Raw genomic sequence first — 23,616 nt, forward strand, 5'->3', positions numbered from 1 at the left:
CCAGGCACAGGCCGAAGTACTCCGGGTGATCGTGCACGAGCCGGGTACCGTTCCCGGGCACCTGGCCGCGGTGACCGGCATGCGCCCCAGCAACGTCAGCACCGCGCTGCGCCACCTGACCGAACTGGGAATGATCGAACGCGAGACCGACCCCGCCGACCGCCGCAGCAGCCGGATCATGCCCACCCACAAGGCGAGCGCGAGGCCGGACCGCCACTCCGGTGACTCCCGCCGGAGGGGATCGCACCCGCCGATCAGTTCGTGATGGCGTCGAACATGCCGGGCTGATAGGAACCTCCCGGCATGCGCGTGATCACGCCGAGCCGGTTGGAAGCGTTGATCATGGCGACCAGGTAGACCAGCGCGGCGATCTGGTCGTCGTCGTAGTGCTCGCGCACCTCGGCCCAGGTCTCGTCGGAGACGCCTCGGTAGGCGTCGGCGAGCCGGGTACCCTCCTCGGCCAGCGCCAGCGCGGCCCGTTCGGCCTCGGTGAACACGCTGGACTCGCGCCAGGCGGCGACCAGGTTGATGCGGACCGCGGCTTCACCGGCGGCCGTCAGGTCCTTGGTGTGCACGTCGGTGCACCAACCGCAGCCGTTGATCTGGCTTGCGCGCAGCTCCATCAGCTCCATCGTGGCCTTCGGCACCGTCGACTGCAGGATCGCCAGGCTGGTGTTCGCGAACCGCTTGCCGATCTTGGCGCCGATCTCGCTGTCGTTGAGATTGATACGGGGTCCCATGACGTGGTCCTCACTCGTGATGTCGTGTGCTGTGCACTGAACGAACACCAGACGTCGGCTGCCCGAGCCTCGTAACAGCGCACCGAAGTGACCTGCGCCACTGCGTATCGGTGTTACGAGACGGCCGGGACAGGCGTCTGATGGGTGACACAGCCGAGAGGGAACAGGAGCCACTTCATGGCCGACACATCGCAGAAGACGCCAGGCGATCACCACCCCGCCCCGGCTACCGCGGCGTTCGTCACCCACCGGAATCTGCTGTTCACCGTCGCCTACGAGATGCTCGGCTCGGCCGCTGACGCCGAGGACGTGCTGCAGGAGACCTGGCTGCGGTGGGCGGGCGTCGACCTCGGCACCGTCCAGGATCAGCGCGCGTACCTGGTGCGGATCGTCACTCGCCAGTCACTCGACCGGTTGCGGACACTGGGGCGGCGCAAGGAGTCCTACGTCGGCCCGTGGTTGCCCGAGCCGCTGCTCACCGCGCCCGACGTGGCGGAGGACGTCGAGCTCGCCGACAGCGTGTCGATGGCCATGCTGCTCGTGCTGGAGACGTTGACGCCGATCGAGCGAGCGGTCTTCGTCCTGCGCGAGGTATTCGATCTGAGCTACGACGAGATCGCCGAAGCCGTCGACAAGAGCCCCGGCGCGGTCCGCCAGCTCGCGTACCGGGCCAGGGCGCACGTCGCGGCACGCCGACCGCGCGGAGTCGTTTCGCCCGCCGAGACCCGCAGCGCACTCGAGGCGTTCCAGCGAGCGACCGAAACGGGCGATCTACAGCATCTGCTCGACATCCTCGCGCCGGACGTCGTCCTGCTCGGTGACGGCGGCGGCGTCGTGCAGGCCACCCTCGCGCCCGTCCTCGGAGCCGACAGCGTGGCCAGGATACTGGCGGCCGGGCTGGGCAGGCTCGCCGCGGTGTCGAGGCAGCCCGCGCAGGTCAACGGATATCCGGCACTGATCTTGCGACGCGACGGCGAGATCGACACCGTCCTGGCGCTTCGCATCGACGACGGCCTCGTCACCGGCCTCTACGCCGTGCGCAATCCGGAGAAGCTGTCCCGCATGGAGCGGGAGACGGCGCTGTGCCGCTGACGAAGGGGAGGGTCCGGCATCGGCGCCCCCGGGTTGTAGACGGCGTCGAGGACGGGATCGTTCCACACGCCACCGGAGAGCACGGCCCGGTCGCCGGGCACGATCCGGAGCGAGGAGCCGCTGCGCTCGGCTCCCTCGAACAACCCGAGCGCTGGTAAGGCTCTCGGGCCCCACGGGGAGCCCACTGCCACGAATGCCGCGGACAGCACCGCCCAGCGCGCCAGCAGCAACGGCAGCGCGGGCACACCCTCCTCCACCACTGCCACGCCCGGCTCGGCCCTGGCCACCGTGTCGGCGGGCCGCGATTGCCGATCGGCATGCCCGATATGGGCGGCCAGCCACACCGGCAGCCGTTCTCACGGAAACACTTCCGGGTCCGCTCGATAGATCTCGGGCAGGAAGAGGTGGTTGTCGGGGAACGGTTCGGCGTCGTAGTCGCACGGGAAACGAACGCTGTTGCGGAAAACTAGTTTTCGATGTCCATCGATCGATTCATGCTGCGCGCGATCAGATTCGCTTGGCCTTTGATGAAGGCTCGACTCACTGCGGTGTAATCAATGTCGGAGGGCCAGCGGCGGGGACGTGTCCGCAACAAGCGGCAGTCAGCGATCGGTGAGCCGAACGGGGCCGCGTATCTGGCGGGCCACCGCGCGGAACCAGCCGATGTCGTGTCGGCCGCCCTCGGCGTCGAAGGCGGGCCGGAGTTCGTACCAGCGCAGGCCGGGGCGCAGGTGATGCACGCCGTGCAGGTTGAAGCTCAGCGCCAGTACTTCCAGTGGCGCGGGCAGTTTCAGGTTCAGCGCCTCGAGCGGCTCGTCGAGATCGGTGCCGTAGTGATAGGCGTTGTCCGACAGCGAGACGATCACGCCGCGCCCGGCCAGCGCCGCGAGCAACATCCACCAGTGCGGACCGTAGGCGGCGAACGCCGCACCGTGCAGCACCACGACGGCGGCCGCGTCGACGCGGAACTGCCGGAACACTTCGGGTCGCGCGAGGCGTTCGAGCAGCGGCCCCGCCACCGTGTCCGGCCCGTCCACCGCCCGGGCGAGCCCGTGCACCGCCGCGACGGGCAACGCCGCCAGCATGATCGCCGCCACCTCGAGCAGATACAGCCCGCCGAACAGCCGCAGGTAGTACCCGGGCGCGACCTTCGCCCAGGTGGAACTCGCCGGGTCGTAGACCTCGGCCCGCTCCCGAGTCCGGTTGTAGCGGTGGTGCAGCAGGTGACCGGCTTTGAGCAGCGCTAACGGCGACCCGTACAGCACGGCGAGCACGCGCCCGTACCGGTCGTTGCGAGACCGCGAGTGGTGCAGATTGCCGTGCACGGCCTCGTGGATCACCGACCAGAATGTCGTCGTCAGCAGTACCAACGGCAGCAGGGCCCAGCCCCATGCGGGGTCGCCGGAAATCAGTAGCGGGAGCCCGAAGAGCTGGGCGATATTCAGCACGACCGCCGTGGCGGTCAACCACGATCCGATCCGCCGTCCGTCGTCGCGCCGCTGCGCGTGGACAGCGCCACCGGTGCGCCGTTCGGTCATCTCGCCCCCGGTCACCTCTCCGGTCTTCTCCGGAAACCGAGCGTGCACGACCTGCCCCACCAACACCCCTACAGGGGCTGTCGCCGCTCTTACATCAGTGCGACGAAACGGTGTTGCGGGAGAACGGTGTACGACGGCCACCTGTCCCGAGCGATCGACACCGGGGACTGACGACCGATGCTCGTGGCGAGAGCGGGCGGCGTGGTACCGAGACCGGAACGAACCGATAACGGTTCCATGAATCGCGGGCTCGCCCGGTGGCACGCCGGGAAAGGCGAGAACCATGAAACTGACAGTCATCGGCGGTACCGGGCGGATCGGCTCGCAGGTGGTGCGGAAGCTGGCCGCGGCCGGGCACGAGGCCGTGCCCGCGTCGATGTCCACCGGTGTCGACGTGATCACCGGAGAGGGCCTGGACCGGGCGCTGGAGGGGGCCGAGGTCGTCATCGACCTGGCGAACTCGCCGACCTTCGACGAGGCGTCGGTGGATTTCTTCCGCATCTCCATGCGCAACCTGCTGGATGCCGGGGAGAAAGCGGGTGTCGGGCATCAGGTCGTGCTGTCCATCGTGGGCGTCGACCAGGTGCCCGGCCTGGACTACTACCGGGCCAAGAGCTTGCAGGAAGACCTGCTGCGGCTGGGCCCAACGCCGTACTCCATCGTGCGCGCCACCCAGTTCTTCGAGTTCATGGACGCGGTGCTGTCCTGGACCTCCGACGACGACACCGTCCGCCTGCCCGCCACCCCGATCCAGCCGATGGCCGCCGCGGACGTGGTCGACGCGGTCGTCGAGGTCGCCACCGGCGCTCCGCTGGGCGGGGTCCGCAATGTCGCCGGTCCGGAGGTCTTCCGCCTCGACGACCTCGGCAGGCTCACCCTGGCCGCTCGCCGCGACAGCCGGACCGTCGTCACCGACGACACCGCGGGCATGTTCGCGGACGTTCCCGGCGACGTTCTCACGGCGGGCCCGGACGCCCGTCTGGCCGCTACGCACTACCGGGACTGGCTCGAGAAGCACGAGAGCACCCCGTGATCGACATCGCGGTTCATTCGGTTGCCACGGTCGCCATGGACAACTCCCAGAAGTCGGCGTAGCGGCCACCGAGACGCAGCAGCTCGTCGTGGCTGCCCTCTTCCACGATCCGGCCGTCGTCCAGGAAGACGATGTGGTCGGCCCGCCGGACGGTCCGCAGCCGGTGCGCGACCATCACCACCGTCCGGCCCGCCATCAGCCGTTCGATGCCCTCGTGGACGGCGGCCTCGTTCACCGGGTCCAGCGCGGAGGTCACCTCGTCCAGGAGGACGATCGGCGCGTTCTTCAGCAGAGCTCGCGCGATCGAGACGCGTTGGCGCTCACCGCCCGACAACAGTGCGCCGCCCTCGCCGACGTTCGTCGCCCATCCGCCGGGCAGCCGATCGATGACTTCGTCCAACCCCGCCGCGGTCGCCGCCGCGCGCACCTCGGATTCGGTGGCGTCGGGACGGCCCAGACGCACGTTCTCCTCGATCGTGCCGTCGAACAGATAGACGTTCTGGAAGACGACGGCGATCCGTTCCATCAACACTTCGGTGCTGATCGCGCGCACGTCCACGCCGCCAACGCGCACGGCGCCGTCGTCCACGTCGTAGAACCGTGCGAGCAGTTGCAGCAGTGTGCTCTTGCCCGCACCCGACGGTCCGACGATGGCGACCCGCTGTCCCTCGGGTACCGACAGCGACACGTCGTCGATCACGGTACGACCGCCGTGCCGGAAGGCGACGGACTCGAACGCCAGGTCGTTGCCCACCGGCCGGATCGGTTCGCGAGGTTCCGGCAGCGGCTCCGTGCGCAACACGGTGTCGAGCCCGCCCAGCACGGTACGCGCGCTGCGGAGTTTGCCGCCGATCTCCGAGAGCGACAGCAGCGGATCCGCGCAGCGGGCCACCAGCACCAGCATCGCCACCATCTGCGCCGCGCCGACGTTCCCGCCGAGCGCGAGGTAGGCGCCAAGGGCCAGCAGCACGGTGAACATCGCCTGGACCGTGAGCGTCAGCCCCACGATGCCTGGCAGCGCCGACAGCACGGCACGGCGGGACGCCCGCTCCAGTCCCGACAGCGCGTCGTCGAGCAGCCGGAATCGCTCGGCGGTTCGGCCACCGGCTCGCAGGACCGGCTGTGCCTGGAGATACTCGACGACTCGCCCGGTTGCCTCCTTGGTGCGTTCGACGCGTTCGGCGTCGGCGGCGGCCATCGAACGTCCCGTCCAGATCTGGATCGCCGCCACGATCGGCACGGCGGCCAGCGCGGCCAGCCCCATGTGCCAGTCGAAGGCGAGCAGCACGGCGACGATCGTCAGCGGAGTCACAGCGGCGGCGATCGTCGGCGCCAGCAGATGCGCGATCACGCTCATCGCCTGCAGCACACCCTCGCTGGCGAGCACCGATACCTCTCCGACGCGACCGGCGGTGAACCAGCCGAGCGGCAGCCGGGCCAGGCGATCACCGAAACGGTGGTAGACACCGCGCAGCAGCGTGGTCCCCACGAGGAAGCCGGACAGATCGCTGCGATAGCGCAGCGCCGCGTAGCACGCGATCGCCGCCCCGAACGCGAGCAGCCACGGCCAGGCGTCCGTGGGCGTGCTCCCGAACAGCGCTCGCAGCACCGGAACCAGAAGTGCGTAGGACAAACCTTCCGCTACCGAGGTCGCCGTCATCAGGGCCACGGTGCGTCGTACGGGCTGGGCGTACTCGTCGCCCAGCACGCGCAGCAGCATTCGGATCATCGGCGCTCCTCTCCTCGCGATGTCTCGTCGGCGAGCGGTCGTGCAGGCACGCTCCGCTGCCTGCTCCATGGCCCGAGCTCACGCCGGAGCATGCCACCGAGGGTTTCGACCTCTTCGGTGAGCGTGGACCGGTGCGATCGCCAGAATTCGGCGAATTTCCCATTGCGGGAGAGCAATTCGCCGGGCTTGCCGCGCTCGGCGATCGACCCGTTCTCCAGCAGCACGACGGTGTCCGCGTCGGCGATGGTCTCCAGCCGGTGAGCGACGACCAGGATCGTCCGATCGCCTTCCAGCGTCGCCAGGGCTCGGCGCACCGCCTGCTCGGTGTGCGGGTCGGCGAAGGCGGTGGCCTCGTCGAGCACCAGCACGGGAGTATCGGCGAGCAGTGCCCGGGCGATCGAGATCCGTTGCGCTTCACCGCCCGACAGCTCGGCCTCCGCACCGAGCACCGTGTCGTAGCCGCGCGGCAGCTCGAGAATCCGATCGTGGACGTTCGCCAGCCGGGCGGCGCGCACCACGTCGTCGCGGTCGGCGTGCGGTAGCGCCAGTGCGATGTTGTCCGCGACCGACGCGCGCAGCAACCGCACGTCCTGGAAGACGAAGGAGACGATCCGATAGAGCGCCCGGCTGCCGAGCTCGCGCAGGTCGACCCCGCCGAGCAGCACCGAACCGTGTGTGGGGTCGAAGAATCGAGGAAGGAGCTGAACCAGCGTGGATTTTCCGCTGCCCGACGGCCCGACGATCGCGGTGACCGTCCCCGGCTCCAGGACCAGGTCGATGCCGCGCAGCACCTCGTGCTCGGCGTCGTAGCCGAATCGCACCTCCCGCAGTTCCACCCGGTGCCCCTGCGGCGCGACCGGGCGCGAAGGTTCCCGCAGCGACGGCACCGCGAGGACCTCCCGGATCCGGTCGACCGCGCGCCGGGCCGCCCGCAAGTCGTCGAAGCCGTGGCCGAGCGCCGCCACCGGTGCGGTCAGACCGAGTCCGAGCAGCAGGAAGGGCAGCAGGTCAGCCGGGGCCATGGCGCCGCCGGTGATCAGGACCGCACCACCGGTCAGCACGACCAGCAGCACGAACGGCGGCGACAACACCACCTGCATCGCCGCGCCGAGTCCGGCTAGACCCCGCACCATGCGAAGGAAGGAGTCGGTGAAATCGTTTGCGGCCGTGCGGAATCTGCGGTGCGCGCGCTCGCCCGCGCCGAACGCCTTGACCACCGAGATGCCCTGTACGAACTCGACGGTCGCACTCGCGATCCGCGCCATCCCCGCGTCGAACTCCTGCTGCGCACGCAGCCGGGCCGGGGTCATCATCAAGGGGACCAGCGCCACGGCCAGCGCGACCGGTATCAGCGTGATCAACGTGAGCCGCCAGTCGACGGTGAACAGGTAGGTCAACGACACCAGCGGAACGACGAACGCGGCGACGAGCTCGCCGGGGGTGTGGGCGATGAGTGGATGCACGGTGCCGACGTCCTTGCCCACGATCTTCGACAACTCGCCGGAACTGCGCCGGGAGAACCAGCCGATCGGCACCAGCCCCAGTCGCGCGGCCAGTTTTCGGCGCAGCGACAGTTGCACCCGGCTGTCGAGCAGGTGCCCGATGCCGGACGACGCGGCCGTGAACACCAGCCGGACGAACAACCCGGCCGCCCCCGCGATCACGATCATCCGGACATGGCCGTGATCGATCGGGCCCGGCGACAACAGCGTTCGACCCAATTCGACGACCGCGAGCAGCGGCGCCAGACCGGCCACGGCACCGATGATCTGCAAGACGACGACGGCGGCGAAACCGCCCAGGTACGGGCGCAGCAACCCCGTCCCATTTCCTCCCGCCGGCGAATCGGCATCCGACGGGGGCGGTGTGGACTGCTTCCTCGCCTCGGCGAGGTCGATGGTGGTCATCGTTCTCCCCTCTTCGCAATCCCTTTGCGGCTACGCGCTTTGCGAGCCGGTCGCGGGGTGCAGCGCGCGGCGCAGCGCGGCGGCGAATTCGGCGCTCTGGCGCTGGGACACATCCGCGGACAGGATCGCCTGCGACCCGTGGAACGTGCCGGGCCATTGGTGCAGCTCGACCGGCACGCCCGCTTGCAACAGGCGCAGCGCGTACTCGATGTCCTCGTCGCGGTTCGGGCAGTACTCGGCGGTGGCGATGTAGGCGGGAGGCATACCGGACAGATCCGTCGCCCGCGCCGGAGCGGCGTACGGCGTCGCGGGCGCGGAACCCAGATAGTGCTGCCACATCTGGGCCACTTTCGCCCGGGTCACGAACGGCGTATCGGTGAAAGTGCGCGCCGACCAGGCCAGCTGGCGGTCATCGAGGACGGGTTGGTTGAGCAGTTGGAAGCGGATCGGCGGCCCTTGCTCGTCGCGGGCCCGCAACGCGACCGCGGTCGCGATTCCCGCCCCGGCGCTGTGGCCGCCGATCGCGATCCGCGCCGGGTCGATGCCGAGCTCGACCGCGTGCTCGGCCGTCCAGATCAGCACCGCGTAGACGTCGTCGTGCGCGGCGGGGAACGGATGTTCGGGGGCCGAGCGGTAGCCGACCGAGATCACTGTCACACCGGAGTTGTCCGCCAGCATGCCGGCCCACGGATGTTCGGTGTCCAGATCGCCCATGACGAATCCGCCGCCGCGCAGCCAGATGAGGGCAGCGCCCTGCGCCCGGTCCGGCCGATAGATTCGTATCGGTACGTCGAAATCGCCCGGCACCGTGCGATTTTCGATCGACATGCCCGCGATGTCCGGTACCGGAAGGGCGGCGACCAACTCGGCGAGGCGCTCTCGGGCGGCGCGGGGGTCGCTCAGGTCGGCCGGGGGGAAGAACGCGACTGAGGCTTCGAGTTCGGGATCCAAGATCATGCCGTCGATGGTCGCGCCCTCGGCACCAGCTGGGCTTCCGCCGACGGGAGTCGCCGTCTACGTGAACGCGCGTACGCCGACGGCGATCGGCTGCGCAGGTCGTCGTAGCCGAACGCGCGACCGTACTCGCCAGTGCTACGGCACTGTAAGTCAACGTGATTCGAGAGGCCGCGAACGCCTCGGCAGCGAGGTCAACCCGCTGATCGCTACGAGGTGAAGCCGGTCAGCCCGGTCTGGTAGGCGATCACGACGAGCTGCGCTCGGTCGCGCGCACCCAGTTTCACCATCGCGCGGCTCACATGGGTGCGTGCGGTGGCGGGACTGAGGAAAAGCGCGGCGCCGATCTCGTCGTTGCTCATGCCCTGTCCCACCAGCGCCAGGACTTCGCGCTCACGGTCGGTCAGCACGGCGAGCCGGTCCTCGGCGGACTTGGCTGCCCGGCGCTGCGCGGTGAACTGACCGATGAGCCGCCGGGTGATCCGAGGTGCGAGCAGTGCGTCACCAGCGGCGATCACTCGGATGGCGTGCAGCAGTTCGGCCGGGCCCGCGTCCTTGAGCAAGAACCCGCTCGCGCCCGCCTGCAAGGCGTCGAAGACGTTCTCGTCGGTGTCGTAGGTGGTGAGGATGAGCACCTTGACCCGCTCCATCCCGGCGGCCGCGGCGATCTGGGCGGTGGCGCGTATCCCGTCCAGTCGTGGCATGCGGATGTCCATCAGGACCAGGTCGGGGCGGGTGGCGCGAGCGAGTTCGACGGCTTCCGCGCCGTTGGTGGCTTCACCGACCACCGTGATGTCGTCTTCCAGGTCGAGCAGAACCTTGAAGCCGGAACGGACCAGGCGTTCGTCGTCGGCGAGCAGGACTTTGATGGGTGGTGTGGCGTTCACGAGCGCGATCCGACCGGAGTCAAGGGTAGGCGGGCGGTGACCTCGAACCCGCCGCCGGGACGCGGCGTCGCGTCGAGTTCACCGCCGAGCAGCCGGCAGCGTTCGCGCATCCCGACGATGCCGCGTCCGGTCGTGGTGCTGCTATCCGTGCGGACCGGTGCGGCGGCGCGACGACCCTCGTCGGCGACCCGTATCCGCAAGGCGTCGATGCCGGGTTCGAGCGCCACGGTCACCCTGGTCGGACCGACGTGCCGGATCACGTTGGTGATCGATTCCTGCACGATGCGATATGCGGCGCTGCCCACCGCGCTCGGGAGCGGCGTGACCGGGGGAGTCTGCGCGAAAGCGATGTCGAGCCCGGCATCGCGGGCCTTGCCGACGAGCTCGTCGATCTGGCCGAGCCCCGGGTAGGGTTCGCGCTCGTCGCCGTCACGCAGTACACCGAGGATCGCGCGCATCTCGCGCAGCGCCCGCGAACTGGTCTGCTCGATGGTGCGCAGGGCTTCCCGGGCCTGTTCCGGTCGCTTGTCGAGCACGTGTGCGGTGACCCCGGATTGCACATTGATGATGGCGATCGCGTGGGCGACCGTGTCGTGGACTTCGCGGGCGATCCGCAGGCGTTCGGCGTCGACCCGCGCTCTGGCTTCCTCGTCGCGGGACCGTTCGGCCAGTTCCGCTCGTTCTTGCGCATCGGCGGCGATGACCCGGCGGGATCGCACGGACTCACCGAGGATCGTGCTGATCACCGACGCGCCGATCCGGAAGAACACCCATCCGATGGCTACCAGCGGCTTGATATCCGCCGCGGCGATCAGCCAGCCGACGGCGAGGACCGCGATGCCCGCACCGGCGATCATCAGCGTCCGCCGCCCGTCGCCGTAGGCGGCCAGGGTGTACAGGGCGACGAAGAGTCCGAGATAGGAAAGCCGATCGGGGAAGCCGAGACCGAAATAGATCAGACTGGCCAGCGCCGTCACGCCGAACACCGCGACCGGCTGCCTGCGGCGGGCGGCGACCGCCAGGCCGCTGACGATCAGCAGGACATATCCGAAACCCGACACCGGCGTGTAGGCCGGCTCGAGCGGCACCGGTATCGCGGCACTCTGCACCTGGATCACGGTGACGAACAGCGCCAGCAGGACATCCGGGAACCAGGCGGGCCGACGCGAGAACCAGGCGGACAGCCGTCGTGCCACCGCCTGCTGAACCATGCCGTGAGCGTACGGCATCCGCGAACGCTCGCGCTCCGGACCGGATGCGCGATCGACTACGACGACCGACGCAGCCGATCACGATCTCCTACGCGGATTCGCGTAGGCCGGAAGCCGAGTATGAACGGCGCGATTCGCCCATCGGCTGCCGACGGCTCCGGTTCTCCGCCCATACGGTCCACAGCGTCAGGACTGCTCTTGCTCGGGATGGGTCACGATGGTTCGCAACGAGTTCCGCAGTTGCTGTGCGGCCTGCGGACCGAGCTGCGCCAGGAACTGACGCTCGGCGGCATCGCTCGCCTTGGTGGCCCGGCGAAGAGTGTCCTGTCCGGCATGTGTCAGTTCGACCACGTTGCGACGCCGGTCGTTCGCGTCCGGATGACGTGCCACCAACCCCTTGCCTTCCAAAGTGTCCAGCATCGCGACCATCGTGGTGCGGTCGATGCCCAGCCGCTGCGCCGCCTGCTGTTGGGACGTGGGTTCACGGCCCGCGAGGACGGACAGCACGCCGAGCTCGCGCCCGTCGATGCCGTACGGCGCCAACGCTTTCGTGTTCAGCTCGGCCATCCGCGACTGCGCGTGCTTGAGCAGGTAGCCCAACCGGCTGGTCAATTCGGGGCCCGGCCCATCCGTCCTAGACACCCGCAGATTCTATCGCTAGCCTGATCGTCAGTAGTACTGATAATCAGCTAGACTACAGAAAGGTTCATGTGATGATCTTGGTCACCGGAGGTCTCGGGTTCATCGGCTCCCACACGGTGCGGGCCCTGCTCGACCTGGGCGAGGGCTGCGTTCTGGTCCAGCGTCGAACCGGCGAGGTACCGGCCGAGTTCGCCGGTGCGCAGGTGGCGGTGGAGCGGGCCGACATCACCGATCTGACGGCGTTGCTCGACGTGGGCACGCGCCACAAGATCACCGGCATCGTGCATCTCGCGGGTTCGATGCCCTGGCCACCCGGCTCCGACGAGCCCATCGATGGCGCACGGAAGGCGATCGGCAGTCTGTTCAATGTGATCGAAGCCGCCGAGGCCTGGGGCGTGGCGCGGGTCGGCGTCGCGAGCACGATCGGCGTCTACGCCGGCCTGACCGGTGCGGGTCCACTGCGGGAAGACATGCCGGTTCCGCTGACCGCACCCCATCCGATACCGAGCTTCAAGAAGATCGGTGAGCTGCTCGCCGACCATTTGACCGGAGCGACCGGCATCGAGATCGTCAATTACCGCATCTCCGCCATCTGGGGCCCGCGCGGCCGACCCGCGGACCCGTTCTTCCCGGCCCCTCAGCTCGTCCATGCCGCCACCCGCGGCACCGCGCCGGACCTGTCGTCGCTGCGCTTCCCCGCCTACGCGGACGACGCGATCGACCTGTGCTACGTGAAGGACTGCGGCCGGGCCATCGCACTCCTGCAACTGGCAGACCGGCTCAATCACCGCACCTACAACGTCGCTTCCGGCCGCGCGACGACCAACGCCGAAGTCATCGCCGCGATCGAGAAGGTCGTCCCAGACGCCGGGATCGACCTCCCCACCGGCGGGTCCGGACAACGCAACTACCTCGATATCACCCGTATCCAGCAGGACACCGGCTACCGGCCCGACTACGACACCGAACGCGCGGCCGCCGACTACATCGCCTGGCTGCGCGCGGGCAATGAGCGCTGAGCGGGTTTCGTGGCCCCGCAAGCGCCGCTGGGCCGGAAGGGTTCGACGAGTTGGGCGAGATAGCCGCTGGGGTAGTGGGGCTTGGCGGCCATCCCGAGGTCGTCGCTGGTGAAGCGGCGGTCCGGGTCGTAGGAGTAGGTGCGCAACAGGTGATCCCAGATCAAGGTGAACAGTCCGAAGTTGACGTCGCCGATGCCCGCCCATTTCAAGTGGTGGAACCGGTGTGCCTGGTTGAGCGCGAGCACGGTATGCAGGGGGCCTACGCGGTAGTCGACGTTCGAGTGTTGCAGTAGGAGTTGCACCGCGACGGTGAACGCGAGGGCGGAAGCCACCGAGGCGGGCAGGCCCAGCAATACGAGCGGGGTGACTCCGGCGACGGTCTCCAGGGTCTGGTGCAGGGGATGTTTCATCAGGCCGTTGAAACCGTAGGCGCGTTCGACGCTGTGGTGCACAGCGTGCAGCCGCCACAGCGCGGGAATCTTGTGGCTGGCCAAGTGGGTCAGCGTGATGCCGAGATCGGCGACGACAACCGCGACCAGCACCTGAATCGGGAAGGGCCATCGGTGCGGCCAGACATCGGCGGAAGGGATCAGTGCGGCCATCAGCGGCAGTGCGGCCACGCCGCCGAGGGTGAGCAGTTCGTTGACCACGGCGTGCGCGGTGTCGCGCCGACCGTCGTCGTGGGCGCGGTTCCAGTCGTCGTGGTAGGGCAGGATCCGTTCGGCGGCGAACGATGCGGCGATCGCGAGTACCAGCAGCGGCAACAGCCATAATTTGCCGAGGCCGGTGGCGATGACGGCGAGCGCGGCGCCGTTGACCGCCAAGAGCATGAACGGCACGTAGCCGTAGCGAACCAAGGTGTGCATGCCGTTCAGCGTGGGGGCCGCGGTCCCGATGGCGCTTGAACGGATTCGCTACGGCCGCACCATGGTGACCGCACCGGCGAGTTCGGAGGGGGTGAGCCCGAACATCTCGCGACAGACTCGGGTGAGATGCGCGCTGTCGGCGAAACCCGCGGCGTGCGCGGCCTCGGTGAGCGTGCCGCCGCGACGGGCGTGGTCCATCGCTTGTCGCAGGCGCGCCCACCGCACATACGGCGGGAACGCCAGCCCGAGCTCGGCACGGAACAGATGACCGAGTCGACTCGCCGACAGTCCGACCGCGGCGGCGAGCTCGGCCAGACGCAGCGGGCCGTCGAGCAGGTCCGGCAGCAGCTCCAGCGCGCGACGCAGCGCCGGGTGCCGGGCAGCGCCAGTAGGAGCGGGATCGCCGATCAAGGCCGTCAGTGCGGCGTGCGCCAGTTGCCGGGGATCCCGCTCGCCGTCGTCGAGGTCCAGCAGCGGCAGCGCGGCCCGCGACCACGCGGTGACCGAGTCGACGGCGCTCCCGGTGCGCTGCACACAATCGGTCAGCGCGCGCCCGAGGGGCGACTGCGCGTCCGCGAAGACGAGCAATCCCGTTGCCGTGCCGGTGGTTTCGTGCGGCACACCGGGAGGGATCAGCGCCGCTCGCCCGGCCCAGCGGCGGCCGGCGTCGTCGCGCAGACCGACGGAGCCGTTGGCGCTGAAGATCAATTGCGCGGCGGCATGATGGTGGCGGTGCGCGCTCCCGAGCCGCCCCGTGTACAACAATCTGCCCGGGTACAGCGTCGCGGTGCCCTGCCACATGTCCGACACCTTCCGATCCCTTACGACTCGGCCGCCGCGGCCTCGATCGCCTGCTTCATCTCCGCGAGGCCGTATTCGGTACGAATCCGCACTTCCGGCGCGGCCGACTCCGGCAAGACGTCGGTGATCCAGATCAGCCGGCCGCGCTCCCCCTCGGCGCGAACCTCGAACGAAGCGTGGTGATAGTCCAGCGCGGGCCTGGCGCCTTCGACGACCGAGTACGCCAAGCGGCGGGCCTCGTCATCGATGGAGACGATCAGTTCACGGATCACATGCCCGTCCGGGAAAGTCAGCCAACGCCGCGCTCCCTCGAGGCGGGTGTCGACGACCCGGCCGGGCAGCAGGCGCCGATGCACGGCGCCGACATCACGCACGACATCCCAGATGTGGCGCGGCGAAGCGTCGATCACGATCTCATGGCGAATCGCTGTCATGGGCCGACGCTCCCTCGTCGTGGGTCAGATCATCGTCAATCTACTCGAGCCCGGGCGCCGATCACCGCCACAGACCGCCGCAGGGCAGCTCGGGCAACTCGACGTGGACATCGTCATCGATCGTGACGATCAGGTCCGGATGACTGTGCGCCAAGTCGGCGGCCAGACTCCGGGCGTGTTCCGCGCACGCCCGGTAGTCCAGGACAAGGGCGCCGGATTCGATGTGGATGTGCTGGATATGCTGCGGGTTCGTCATGTCCACCGCACTGTCCGGTGTGTTGTCGGTACGGCATGCTCCGCGCCACCTCCAGACATCGGTCGCAGCGCGGTCGAGCCATGTGGAGGGCCGAGCATCCTATGGCTCAAGTTCCAGAACTCCTCGTAACTTAGGCCGAGATCAACTCTTCGATCGCGCGCACCCCAGCGCAGTTAAGACGAGGTGACGGTTCATCTCGGCGATCTACCGCAAAGAACAACCAGTAACTTACCAGCTATCGCCGATGCACTCCAGGAGGCTTCGAGAGCGCATCGGCGTCCGGAAGGCTCAGCGCGGCGGCTGGCTCATGTCCCGGTTCATAGTGGGGATCTCGATACTGATCGGCATCCGCAGTTCCGCCAGATAGAGCAGCGCCGCCCTGCGGAGGAATTCGTCGAACAGCCAGTAGGCATCCGGCGCGAGCGGCACCACGGGCAGCAGACCTTCACGCACGGCGATGAAAGGCCCCCAGCTCACCCGCAGCAGCGGGTCCCAGACCGGCTCCCTGGCGATGGCCAGCCCGTCGGCGATCTTGTCGCCGAGCAGGAAGCGGGTGAAGGCGCCGAGCACCGGTTTGGTGAGGACGGCGAAGTCGAGGTTCGCCCCGAGGCGCAGCAGCCGGTCGGCCAGCTTGGCGCCCTCCGGGGTCGGCGCCAGGATCGGATCCAGCACCTGCGCGGCCTGCGAGTCGGCCTCCGCCCAGGAGTTCGGAATGTATTCGTCACGGATGCCGAGCATGTGCGCGCCCACCTGCCACGAATGCAGGAACGCCTCCGACTCCGCGACGGGCATCGGCACCTGCCACGCGGTCAGATGCTTCATCACGGTGGTGGGCAGGCTGTGCCAGGTGACCATCAGGTCGTTCTGGCTGATCGGGATGTCCTCCTCGGCGGAGTACACCCAGTGCGGGGACTGCGGCAGCAGGTGACGCACAGCCGCATGAACCAGCCGGGTCTTCACGCAGGTCACGACCATCTCACCATCGGGCGCGTAGGCATTCGCGGTCCCGATGTCGTAACCGAGCTTGGCGGTCTTCAAGATTCGGTCCTTCAGGTCGTGACCGCCCTTGGAGTAGTAGACCGCGCGCGCCTCCTTGGGAATGACCGTGCTCATCATGCCGCTGGCCAGCCCGTAGAGCACGCCGAGATACAGCCCGCGCTTCTTGTTGAACTCGACGGCGGTGGCCAGCTTTCCGCGATCAGCCCAGGGCGGCAGCTGACGTGCGTATTCCATGAAGTCGCGCAGATCCGGCGGCAATCCGTCCGGCAAAGGCTGCCCGTTCGCGGTCCAGGTGCGCAACAACTCGTTGACCCTCGGCACCTCCCCCCGGTCGATCAGAGAGGCGACCAACTGATCCGCCTCGGGATCCCAGACGGTGAGCGGATCGGCCCCTTCACCGGAGCCGGCCACCGAACCCTGCGGGGACCACGTCCACGGCTCCGCGCGCGCGGGGGTCGCCATGGCCAGCGCGCCGAGCGCGCCCAACACCCCACCGGCTTTCAACGCGTTGCGCCTGCTGAGTCCATCCATGTCTGCGCCACTCCTCATTGAGCCGAGCGCCGCCGTGATGATGCGACGAAAGACCGGCAGCACTCGTACATCGCCGTCGCATCGATAAGAACAGCCATTAACTTAGCAAGCATCGGCGCTTGTTGTCCCGACTTTTCCGTAACTTGCCGGCACCAATCGCACCGTGATCGACACTCGCGCAGCTCCGGTTCGGAATCGCAGATGATCTGCATGTTCGCCGAATTTCAACACTTGACCAGCGACTCACCGATAGAAGGGCATCCGGCGTACCATCAGGATCTCCCTGCCTATCACCACCTGAACCAGTCGCAAATAGCTAGTCACATAGACAGTTGGTCACCCAGTCTTCTCGCTGCCGTGTCACCGCTGGATCATGACCGCCGCACAACGAAACGGGCCGGGCGGTTGTACCGCCCGGCCCGTGTTCGGTCGACGTCAGCGACCGGCGTGGCTGTGCTGTCCGCCGCGCACCTTCGCTTCGTTGGGCTGCGCTTCGGCGCCCTTGCGTCCGGCCGCACTCGGATCGGCCGAGTTACGCTCGCCGAAGCTGCCGGTGCTGGCCTGGCCGCCGCGACGCGCCTGCTCCTCGGTGTCGGAACGGTTGCCGAACTGGCCCGGGTTCTTCTGGTCTGCCATCACTTGCTCCTTTCGGTAGCGGATGAAACCGACTGTGGCTCTTGGCGCCACGTCTTCGTGCTACCCCTGACCCAGTGCTCGAATCAGCCTCGGAGCTTCTTCACACGATCGAAAAGAACTGCCCGGAAACAGCTTATCCGAGCCGCCCCGGGAAGCTGGTCGCGGCATCCGACCCGGCCACACCGGCCGGGCGCCACCTGCGTATCCGGCGAGACCAACCGGGTAATCGGGGCGCCGCCCCGGCGGAGTCGCGGCCTGCGCCGCCGGAAACGAGTAGTCGCCTACGCACGATCGCGCGGCCGATCGCGACGAGCATTCGGTAGCGCCACAACCGTTCGCGGACGGCAGGTGCGCCTGCGAGACAAGCCGGAATCGGTGTCCGCGGCGCCGGCTGTCAGCAGTGCAGAAAGGCCGAAGAGATGAAGAAGTACGAAGTCCAACCCGGCGACACCCTTTCCGCGATCGCCCATCGGGAGTACGGAGACGGCAGCCTGTTCCCGGCGATCGCGCGCCAGAACCATCTCGCCGATCCGAATTCGATCGATGTCGGACAACAGCTCCTGATCCCCTACATCACGCGGCGCCACCTCCTCACCACGCCCGACTCCACCGCGGTGCGCAAGCAGATCACCCAGCGCTACTACGGAACCGAGGACACCGGAGTCCAGCTGATCTGGGAAGTCGTCAACGGCGTGGCGCAACGTGCCATCCAGCCCGGCGCGTGGCTGCACATTCCGGAGCTCGCCGATGTCGGTCACCACACGGTGACCGAAAGCGAAACCCTGGCGATACTCGCCGAGCGCTGGTACGGCGACGCGAATCTCGGCGTGATGATCGAACTGGCCAACCACTTGCCCTCGGGCAGCCAACCGGCTCCCGGCCACGTGCTCGTCGTGCCCGGTCTGAACCGCCGCCGCGGCGTCGCGGGCGACACGCTGCGCTCGATGTGCGAGGACCACTACGGTCCTGCGGATCTGGACACCAGAGTGGGAGTCGTCGCGGCGGCGAATCACATCGCCGAGCCCGAAGCGCTCTTCTCCCGCCAGGTGATCCACTTCCCGTCGTGACCGGGGTCGGCGGCTACGTCGTCGCGTGAGCGCGGCGGCGCCGGGTCCGTCGCCGGAACAGCCAGGTCGACAGGCCCGTGATCGCCAGCGCGAGCGGTGTCAGGCCGAATGCCAGCCAGATCAGTCGCCACCAGCCGTTCACCAGCCAGCCGAAGTGGGCGGGCTCGAAGACTTTGGCGTAGAAGGTGTTCGCCAGCGGCCGGTCGTGGCTCGCGTCGACCACCTTGATGTCGGAATCGTCATGGGCGTTCACGTAGACCATGACGTCACCGCTGTAGAAGAGGCGGTGCTCGCGCGGGGAGTAGGCCCCGGCGACGACGGCGCGGTAGTACGGGGCGGCGTCCGTGGGCAGCAACAGGTAGGCGAGTCGGCCCGGCGCGGCCCGATCCGCGATCGCCGTGGCCTCGCCGATGGACAGCGGGGGCCGTCGGGCATCGCTCGACCGCGGCACGAAAGACCGCTCGGTTCGCTCGAGGGTCGTGGTGCCGCCGGTCGCCACGAGCCAAGCCCGTTGCACGGCAGGCCATTCGATGGTGGTGCCGGTGATGCCCCACAGCAACAGGAACGGCACCGCGAGAATACCGATGACGTCGTGCAGGTCGCGGTCCCGGGCGAAGCGGCCTTTGCGCAGCCGGACCCGGAATCCGTGGCGCAGCCGTGCGAGTGACGGCCACCAGATGACCGCGCCGGACACCGCGAGCGATACCAGCAGGACGCCGAGCGCGCCGAGAATCACCGCGCCCCATTTGATGCCGAGGAGCGGAGCCTGATTCTCCAGGATCGGGATCGCGCCGGAGTAGCGCGCACAACCGAACGCGCAATTGTGCAGGTTGGTCAGCCAGCCGAGAACGCCGTCGGTCAGGTTCACCTGCTCGTTGATTCGTCCGGTAGCGGGATCGACGGAGTAGGCGGCGGTGTACTTCGTGTTCCCGATCGCGATCACGCCGCCGTCTCCACCGACCCAGCCGACGTCGAAACCGGGATCGGCGGCACGCACCATCGCGACGGCCTGTTCTGCGTCGATCACCGCCGGCGCGTCCGTGTGGCGATAGAACGAAGCGTGTTGCGCTCGGAACAATTCCGCGTGGTAGAGCAGGATCGCGCCCGAAGTCGACTGGATCACGAGGACCGAGCCGAGAATCAGCGCCGACCAGCGATGGATCGAGATCAGCCTGCGCCGTACCGGTTTCCGGGATCGCTTCGGTGATCCGACGATCCGCTTGCCAGGCTCGCGCACCACCACGGTGGCATTCATAAGGTTAGGCTAACTTCAAAATCCGACCTTCCCAATGCGGGCACGGCAGCCAGGAGGGCTTGTCTACACCACCGCACCGGCGGATGATCTGATCAGAGTCACCCCGGACTCGGATTGACGTTGCCGGGCCGGGTTCGGATCGCCCTATCGCTCAGCCAAGGAAATCACCATGATCACCAAAGCCACGCAAGCGATCGCCGCAGCCGCTCTCGCACTGACCATCGGGGCCCTTTTCGCCCCGGCAGCCTCCGCCGCACCGGCTTCACCCGTACCGACGAACGACGCCCTCGGTTCGGTCACGGTATGCCTCAATATCCCACTGGGCCCGGCCAGCATCAGCTTCTGCATCTGAGGTCACCGCACCCCCTCGCCCCACATCGTCACCTCGGTGAGCCCGCGGTCGAGACAGTCGAGCACGCCGTCACGAACCCGGCTGTCGGACCGATACGTCCCGGCGGCGACGGCGACCGCCTGCGGCCACGTCTCACGCACCGGCGCGGCCGAGAACTGTTCGAGGTCGAGCACCGTCGCCCCCAGGATGCGCAGCGGACGGATATCCGCCTGACCGGCCACCAGCACCGTGACCTCCCATCCCGCGACGGTTCTATCGAACAGCCACCCACCGGTCCAGCGCACGACGTCCGCGATATTCGGGGCGACCACCGCCGAGCGGTACCGATGTGGGCAGTGGAAGTGGATCGCCGCGCCCCTCGCCGGAAGGTTCAGCCGCACACACGGACGCGCCCCATTCAGCCGCGCAGAGCGCGGTCCAGCAACGCCCATGCCTGCCGGGCGGTCTCCTTCTTGGCCTGCGCATCGGTCTTCGACAGCACGGCCGCCAGCATCGCCAGCGCCAAGACCACGTCCGCGGTGGTGATGTCGGCGCTGATCGTGCCGCGCTGACGCGGATCCTCCAGCTTCTCCGCGATGAGGGTGATCAGCCGTCGCGCCACCTCGAACAGGCGCATGTCGTCGGTGCTGGTGGGATGGATCATCGCGATGAACGCCGCCGAGGTGGTGATCTGATCGACCATGATCGCCAGCAGATCGTCCACGGTGACCGCGGGATCGTCCGCCAGCGCCTCGATGCCCTCGATGTTCTCCTCGAACACCGCGAGCGCGATGCTCTCCCGGGTCGGGAAGTGCCGGTAGAGCACGCCCTGCCCCACGCCGGCGGCCCGCGCGATGGAGCTGAACGGCGCGTCGAAGCCACTGTCCGCGAAAACCTCCCGCGCCGCTTGGACCAAGGCCGCCCGATTGCCGGCCGCCGCCTTCGGCCCCCTGTTCACACGGCGTGGCGAGGTCATTCGGGCAAGGTTACCGGACCATCGCCGACCGCCCCGCAGCACGCCGGAGGGCCCGGCACGGATGCCGGAATCCGACCGGATACAGCAGCGCCGTATTGACGCGGCGCGGCGATCTCACGCACACTGACCGAGTAACCGGACAACACAGTCCGGCATGGCGAGAGGGTCGGCTCGGCCCGGCTCGGCGAGTAGGGACGCCGTTGCGCCAGGCCGGATTCGACACTCGTTCGACGCCACCATGCCGCATCGGGTGGTCCGGATACACGATGACGCTGCCGTCACCGCGGCGGCCCACCGCACGCGCTCGGGATCGACCAACAGCCGTCCGAGACCGCATCCGGACTTGTAACCGAGCACACGGGAAAGGCGCCCTCACCGCCGAGGGCCGGTACGTCCATGACTTCGTCCATCACCAGCTGGGGCCGGCGCTTCTTCGTGACCGTCGGCGCCGCAGCGATTCTCCTGCCATTCGGCATCGTCGCCGCCCAAACGGATTCCGATCCCTCCGGGCAGATTCGCGAGGTCGGCGCCATTGCCGCGACCGGGGCCGCACGCGCCGTCTGCAATCCAGGTTCGGCCCCCGAGACAGGTTTGCAGGGCGATGTTCCCGCCGCCGACCGTGACAGCGGCCGCAGCGGCCAGGGCTACAGCTGCAACGTCACCCGGCTCGGCGCCTATGGCGGCCGCGGCGGCGGCATCAACTCGGTGACCTTCGACCACTGCGCCTACATCGGCACGTTCTTCCCTGGCGACCTGCTCGGGCCCGAAGAGGGCGTCCAGGTGGTGGACGTCGCCGATCCCACGAACCCCGTCCGCACCGCCACGCTCACCGAACCGGCCATGCTGGCAGGCACCTGGGAGAGCCTGAAGGTCAACGAGACGAGAAAACTGCTCGTCGGCACCGGGGTGCCCGCTTTGACCGGTGCGGGCCTGCTGTCGGTCTACGACCTCACCGATTGCGCGCATCCACGCCTGCTCAACCCCGGCCCGGGAACCGACCTGGCGATGCCGTTGCCGATCACGGCCCATGAGGGCGGGTTCTCCCCTGACGGCAACACCTACTGGAGTTCCGGCGTCGCACCCGGCCTGGTCAGTGCCGTCGACCTCACCGACCCCGCCGCTCCCCACGTGGTGTGGCAGGGCCTGCCCGGTCCGTCCATGCACGGATTCGGGTTCAGCCCCGACGGAAACCTCATGTACCTGGCGAACAACATGGGCGGGCTGATGATTCTGGACGTCGGCGCGGTGCAGCGCCGCGATCCCGGTCCGCAGGTGCGCGAACTGTCGCACCTCACCTGGACCGACGGCTGGGCCAGCCAGCACAACATCCCCGTGACCTATGGCGGCAGGCCGTACGTGTTCGCCACCAACGAGGCCGGATCCGGCGGCGTCAAGATCATCGATGTCGCCGAACCCACCCGGCCGCGCATCGTCGAGACCATCAAACTCGAGATCAACCTGCCGGAGAATCAGGACACCGCAATGGCTTCCGCCGCGGGCGGCTCGCTGTTCGCCTACGACACGCATTACTGCGCCGCGGACCGGGCGGCCGATCCCACGGCGCTGGCGTGCAGCTGGACCTCCTCGGGCATCCGCGTGTTCGATGTCCGGGATCCGTCGGCCGTCCGGGAGATCGCCTACTACAACCCGCCCGCGCGCACCGGCCGCAACACCGAGCTCTGGAATTCACCGCACGCGCTCGCGTCGATCATCGGCCCGCCGGTGCTGGCCGGTCCCGCGGTGGTGCAGGCGGTGCTGCAAGGCCAGTTCGACCTCACGCAGGCGACGAGCGAACGAAGCGGCATGCTCGCCTTCGGTGATCTCTCCACGGACTGGTGCTTCTCGCCGCCGGAATGGCGGGGCAGCCAACTCTGGACCACCTGCGCCGACAACGGCTTCTTGGCGCTGGAAGTGGACCGGAACGTGTACACGCCGCCCGCCGACCAACGTTCGACCACGGGATCATGATCCGCCGCCGGTGGCTCGGGGCGGCCACGCTCGCCGCCTTCGCGGTGCTGCTGCTGGTGGCGGGCGCGGCGCTGCGGCCGTTGGTAGTCGGCGCGGACAGCACCGCCGCACCGCTGCTGGACAGCACCGAAACCGGTTTCGTCCAGGACATGATCGCGCACCACAATCAGGCGCTGCTCCTGGTCCAGCGACTAGACGGCGGGGCCGACCCGGCGGTGCGCGCGCTGGCACAACAGATCGCCGACACCCAGCGCACCGAGATCGGCATGATGCTCGGCTGGCTGCGCATGGCCCGGCTCGCGGTGACCAATCCGCACCCGATGGCGTGGATGCACGCGGAGGCCGACCACGAGCACCACGCGACCGCCGCGCACGCGACGATGCCAGGCATGGCGAGCCAGGACGAACTGGACGCGCTCGCCGCCGCGCGCGGCGCCGAGGCGGCGACCGGTTTCCTGCGCCTGATGCAGCGCCACCACTACGGCGGCATCCAGATGGCGCAGGCGGCGGATCGCCGGCTGAACGGCGGCATGGTGGAACAGATCGCCCGCGACATGATCAGCACCCAGGGACAGGAAGTCGGCCTCATCGGCTTGCTGCTGTCCCGAGAGCAGGCACCACGCTGAGGTGCGCCCGGCGACTACCGCGACGGCCTGTGTCGCCGGGTCACCGGTCCGGCCGTGTCCCAGCCGTGAACCACCGCATCGTGCGTGCTCCCACCACCGTTATCGATACGGCTCCGGC

General features: G+C 68.5%; 25 protein-coding genes and 1 pseudogene. 8 read left to right on the top strand and 18 right to left on the bottom strand.

Features of this window, described 5'->3' with window-relative positions; genetic code table 11:
* Positions 1–7: 7 nt before the first annotated feature.
* A pseudogene (locus ACIA5H_RS28580) lies at positions 8–265 on the top strand (MarR family winged helix-turn-helix transcriptional regulator); the annotation flags it as partial.
* On the opposite strand, the gene ACIA5H_RS28585 reads toward ACIA5H_RS28580, so the two are convergent.
* A complete protein-coding gene (locus ACIA5H_RS28585; protein ID WP_356965537.1) occupies positions 255–740 on the bottom strand; it encodes a carboxymuconolactone decarboxylase family protein in 486 nt (161 codons plus the stop codon). The pseudogene ACIA5H_RS28580 and the gene ACIA5H_RS28585 sit on opposite strands and share 11 nt — an antisense overlap.
* Before the next feature lie 177 nt (positions 741–917).
* On the opposite strand from ACIA5H_RS28585, the gene ACIA5H_RS28590 reads away from it, so the two are divergent.
* Positions 918–1,832: an RNA polymerase sigma-70 factor gene (locus ACIA5H_RS28590; protein WP_355080084.1), complete on the top strand. Its 915-nt coding sequence runs from the start codon at positions 918–920 to the stop codon at positions 1,830–1,832.
* On the opposite strand, the gene ACIA5H_RS28595 is transcribed toward ACIA5H_RS28590, so the two are convergent.
* Entirely contained in the window at positions 1,769–2,176 is a 408-nt protein-coding gene (locus ACIA5H_RS28595; protein ID WP_397078561.1) for a hypothetical protein, read from the bottom strand. The genes ACIA5H_RS28590 and ACIA5H_RS28595 overlap by 64 nt on opposite strands.
* 258 nt (positions 2,177–2,434) lie before the next feature.
* On the bottom strand, positions 2,435–3,418 hold the full coding sequence (locus tag ACIA5H_RS28600; protein WP_397078563.1) for a fatty acid desaturase family protein: 984 nt from the start codon (positions 3,416–3,418) through the stop codon (positions 2,435–2,437).
* 235 nt (positions 3,419–3,653) lie between these two features.
* Here ACIA5H_RS28600 and ACIA5H_RS28605 point away from each other — a divergent pair, with 235 nt between their 5' ends.
* Complete coding sequence (locus ACIA5H_RS28605; protein ID WP_379252577.1) at positions 3,654–4,403, top strand: SDR family oxidoreductase; 750 nt, start codon at positions 3,654–3,656, stop codon at positions 4,401–4,403.
* A gap of 13 nt (positions 4,404–4,416) precedes the next feature.
* On the opposite strand, the gene ACIA5H_RS28610 is transcribed toward ACIA5H_RS28605, so the two are convergent.
* From ACIA5H_RS28610 to ACIA5H_RS28635, 6 genes are all read right to left on the bottom strand, one after another.
* Entirely contained in the window at positions 4,417–6,132 is a 1,716-nt protein-coding gene (locus ACIA5H_RS28610; protein WP_397078565.1) for an ABC transporter ATP-binding protein, read from the bottom strand.
* Positions 6,129–8,039: an ABC transporter ATP-binding protein gene (locus tag ACIA5H_RS28615; RefSeq protein ID WP_397078568.1), complete on the bottom strand. Its 1,911-nt coding sequence runs from the start codon at positions 8,037–8,039 to the stop codon at positions 6,129–6,131. Before ACIA5H_RS28615 ends, ACIA5H_RS28610 begins: the two co-directional genes overlap by 4 nt.
* A gap of 30 nt (positions 8,040–8,069) precedes the next feature.
* A complete protein-coding gene (locus ACIA5H_RS28620; protein ID WP_397078570.1) occupies positions 8,070–8,996 on the bottom strand; it encodes an alpha/beta hydrolase in 927 nt (308 codons plus the stop codon).
* Positions 8,997–9,202: 206 nt separating this feature from the next.
* Positions 9,203–9,880: a response regulator gene (locus tag ACIA5H_RS28625; protein ID WP_397078572.1), complete on the bottom strand. Its 678-nt coding sequence runs from the start codon at positions 9,878–9,880 to the stop codon at positions 9,203–9,205.
* A complete protein-coding gene (locus ACIA5H_RS28630) occupies positions 9,877–11,091 on the bottom strand; it encodes a sensor histidine kinase (RefSeq protein ID WP_397078574.1) in 1,215 nt (404 codons plus the stop codon). The genes ACIA5H_RS28625 and ACIA5H_RS28630 overlap by 4 nt, the downstream gene beginning before the upstream one ends.
* Positions 11,092–11,277: 186 nt before the next feature.
* Complete coding sequence (locus tag ACIA5H_RS28635) at positions 11,278–11,733, bottom strand: MarR family winged helix-turn-helix transcriptional regulator (RefSeq protein WP_397078576.1); 456 nt, start codon at positions 11,731–11,733, stop codon at positions 11,278–11,280.
* Between the two features lie 71 nt (positions 11,734–11,804).
* Between ACIA5H_RS28635 and ACIA5H_RS28640 the strand changes: the two genes are divergently transcribed.
* Positions 11,805–12,752: an NAD-dependent epimerase/dehydratase family protein gene (locus ACIA5H_RS28640; protein ID WP_379252570.1), complete on the top strand. Its 948-nt coding sequence runs from the start codon at positions 11,805–11,807 to the stop codon at positions 12,750–12,752.
* On the opposite strand, the gene ACIA5H_RS28645 is transcribed toward ACIA5H_RS28640, so the two are convergent.
* The 6 genes from ACIA5H_RS28645 to ACIA5H_RS28670 form a co-directional block, all read right to left on the bottom strand.
* On the bottom strand, positions 12,716–13,618 hold the full coding sequence (locus ACIA5H_RS28645; RefSeq protein WP_397078579.1) for a sterol desaturase family protein: 903 nt from the start codon (positions 13,616–13,618) through the stop codon (positions 12,716–12,718). The genes ACIA5H_RS28640 and ACIA5H_RS28645 overlap by 37 nt on opposite strands.
* A 48-nt stretch (positions 13,619–13,666) precedes the next feature.
* Entirely contained in the window at positions 13,667–14,419 is a 753-nt protein-coding gene (locus tag ACIA5H_RS28650) for a helix-turn-helix transcriptional regulator (RefSeq protein ID WP_379252848.1), read from the bottom strand.
* Positions 14,420–14,439: 20 nt separating this feature from the next.
* On the bottom strand, positions 14,440–14,853 hold the full coding sequence (locus ACIA5H_RS28655) for an SRPBCC family protein (RefSeq protein ID WP_379252568.1): 414 nt from the start codon (positions 14,851–14,853) through the stop codon (positions 14,440–14,442).
* A gap of 61 nt (positions 14,854–14,914) precedes the next feature.
* Positions 14,915–15,109 carry a hypothetical protein gene (locus tag ACIA5H_RS28660; protein ID WP_379252567.1) on the bottom strand — a complete coding sequence of 65 codons (195 nt, stop codon included), beginning with the start codon at positions 15,107–15,109 and terminating at the stop codon, positions 14,915–14,917.
* A gap of 288 nt (positions 15,110–15,397) precedes the next feature.
* A complete protein-coding gene (locus ACIA5H_RS28665) occupies positions 15,398–16,639 on the bottom strand; it encodes an oxygenase MpaB family protein (protein WP_379252566.1) in 1,242 nt (413 codons plus the stop codon).
* A gap of 435 nt (positions 16,640–17,074) precedes the next feature.
* The gene (locus ACIA5H_RS28670; protein WP_355080113.1) at positions 17,075–17,275 is read right to left on the bottom strand and encodes a hypothetical protein; all 201 of its coding nucleotides are present in this window, start codon (positions 17,273–17,275) and stop codon (positions 17,075–17,077) included.
* Between the two features lie 419 nt (positions 17,276–17,694).
* On the opposite strand from ACIA5H_RS28670, the gene ACIA5H_RS28675 reads away from it, so the two are divergent.
* Complete coding sequence (locus ACIA5H_RS28675) at positions 17,695–18,342, top strand: LysM peptidoglycan-binding domain-containing protein (RefSeq protein WP_397078583.1); 648 nt, start codon at positions 17,695–17,697, stop codon at positions 18,340–18,342.
* A 13-nt stretch (positions 18,343–18,355) separates the two neighbouring features.
* Here ACIA5H_RS28675 and ACIA5H_RS28680 read toward each other — a convergent pair whose 3' ends face one another.
* On the bottom strand, positions 18,356–19,597 hold the full coding sequence (locus ACIA5H_RS28680) for a PepSY-associated TM helix domain-containing protein (RefSeq protein WP_397078585.1): 1,242 nt from the start codon (positions 19,595–19,597) through the stop codon (positions 18,356–18,358).
* A gap of 169 nt (positions 19,598–19,766) precedes the next feature.
* On the opposite strand from ACIA5H_RS28680, the gene ACIA5H_RS28685 reads away from it, so the two are divergent.
* The gene (locus ACIA5H_RS28685; RefSeq protein WP_355080119.1) at positions 19,767–19,949 is read left to right on the top strand and encodes a hypothetical protein; all 183 of its coding nucleotides are present in this window, start codon (positions 19,767–19,769) and stop codon (positions 19,947–19,949) included.
* 2 nt (positions 19,950–19,951) lie between these two features.
* Here the strand turns inward: ACIA5H_RS28685 and ACIA5H_RS28690 are convergent, their stop codons facing one another.
* Entirely contained in the window at positions 19,952–20,260 is a 309-nt protein-coding gene (locus tag ACIA5H_RS28690) for a hypothetical protein (protein WP_355080120.1), read from the bottom strand.
* Positions 20,261–20,346: 86 nt separating this feature from the next.
* On the bottom strand, positions 20,347–20,904 hold the full coding sequence (locus tag ACIA5H_RS28695) for a TetR/AcrR family transcriptional regulator (protein ID WP_397078588.1): 558 nt from the start codon (positions 20,902–20,904) through the stop codon (positions 20,347–20,349).
* 396 nt (positions 20,905–21,300) lie between these two features.
* Between ACIA5H_RS28695 and ACIA5H_RS28700 the strand changes: the two genes are divergently transcribed.
* Both ACIA5H_RS28700 and ACIA5H_RS28705 read left to right on the top strand, forming a co-directional pair.
* Positions 21,301–22,872: an LVIVD repeat-containing protein gene (locus ACIA5H_RS28700; protein ID WP_397078590.1), complete on the top strand. Its 1,572-nt coding sequence runs from the start codon at positions 21,301–21,303 to the stop codon at positions 22,870–22,872.
* Entirely contained in the window at positions 22,869–23,498 is a 630-nt protein-coding gene (locus tag ACIA5H_RS28705; RefSeq protein WP_397078592.1) for a DUF305 domain-containing protein, read from the top strand. Before ACIA5H_RS28700 ends, ACIA5H_RS28705 begins: the two co-directional genes overlap by 4 nt.
* The last annotated feature ends 118 nt before the right edge of the window (positions 23,499–23,616 follow it).

It is taken from the genome of Nocardia sp. NPDC051900, from assembly GCF_044452545.1.
GTDB classification, from domain to species: domain Bacteria; phylum Actinomycetota; class Actinomycetes; order Mycobacteriales; family Mycobacteriaceae; genus Nocardia; species Nocardia sichangensis.

Coding starts and splice junctions, on each gene's coding strand:
- ACIA5H_RS28665 (WP_379252566.1), bottom strand. CDS start 16,639: ATGGATGGACTCAGCAGGCGCAACGCGTTGAAAGCCGGTGGGGTGTTG.
- ACIA5H_RS28615 (WP_397078568.1), bottom strand. CDS start 8,039: ATGACCACCATCGACCTCGCCGAGGCGAGGAAGCAGTCCACACCGCCC.
- ACIA5H_RS28700 (WP_397078590.1), top strand. CDS start 21,301: ATGACTTCGTCCATCACCAGCTGGGGCCGGCGCTTCTTCGTGACCGTC.
- ACIA5H_RS28670 (WP_355080113.1), bottom strand. CDS start 17,275: ATGGCAGACCAGAAGAACCCGGGCCAGTTCGGCAACCGTTCCGACACC.
- ACIA5H_RS28685 (WP_355080119.1), top strand. CDS start 19,767: ATGATCACCAAAGCCACGCAAGCGATCGCCGCAGCCGCTCTCGCACTG.
- ACIA5H_RS28585 (WP_356965537.1), bottom strand. CDS start 740: ATGGGACCCCGTATCAATCTCAACGACAGCGAGATCGGCGCCAAGATC.
- ACIA5H_RS28655 (WP_379252568.1), bottom strand. CDS start 14,853: ATGACAGCGATTCGCCATGAGATCGTGATCGACGCTTCGCCGCGCCAC.
- ACIA5H_RS28660 (WP_379252567.1), bottom strand. CDS start 15,109: ATGACGAACCCGCAGCATATCCAGCACATCCACATCGAATCCGGCGCC.
- ACIA5H_RS28630 (WP_397078574.1), bottom strand. CDS start 11,091: ATGGTTCAGCAGGCGGTGGCACGACGGCTGTCCGCCTGGTTCTCGCGT.
- ACIA5H_RS28650 (WP_379252848.1), bottom strand. CDS start 14,419: ATGTGGCAGGGCACCGCGACGCTGTACCCGGGCAGATTGTTGTACACG.
- ACIA5H_RS28675 (WP_397078583.1), top strand. CDS start 17,695: ATGAAGAAGTACGAAGTCCAACCCGGCGACACCCTTTCCGCGATCGCC.
- ACIA5H_RS28620 (WP_397078570.1), bottom strand. CDS start 8,996: ATGATCTTGGATCCCGAACTCGAAGCCTCAGTCGCGTTCTTCCCCCCG.
- ACIA5H_RS28640 (WP_379252570.1), top strand. CDS start 11,805: ATGATCTTGGTCACCGGAGGTCTCGGGTTCATCGGCTCCCACACGGTG.
- ACIA5H_RS28680 (WP_397078585.1), bottom strand. CDS start 19,597: ATGAATGCCACCGTGGTGGTGCGCGAGCCTGGCAAGCGGATCGTCGGA.
- ACIA5H_RS28645 (WP_397078579.1), bottom strand. CDS start 13,618: ATGCACACCTTGGTTCGCTACGGCTACGTGCCGTTCATGCTCTTGGCG.
- ACIA5H_RS28605 (WP_379252577.1), top strand. CDS start 3,654: ATGAAACTGACAGTCATCGGCGGTACCGGGCGGATCGGCTCGCAGGTG.
- ACIA5H_RS28590 (WP_355080084.1), top strand. CDS start 918: ATGGCCGACACATCGCAGAAGACGCCAGGCGATCACCACCCCGCCCCG.
- ACIA5H_RS28610 (WP_397078565.1), bottom strand. CDS start 6,132: ATGATCCGAATGCTGCTGCGCGTGCTGGGCGACGAGTACGCCCAGCCC.
- ACIA5H_RS28695 (WP_397078588.1), bottom strand. CDS start 20,904: ATGACCTCGCCACGCCGTGTGAACAGGGGGCCGAAGGCGGCGGCCGGC.
- ACIA5H_RS28705 (WP_397078592.1), top strand. CDS start 22,869: ATGATCCGCCGCCGGTGGCTCGGGGCGGCCACGCTCGCCGCCTTCGCG.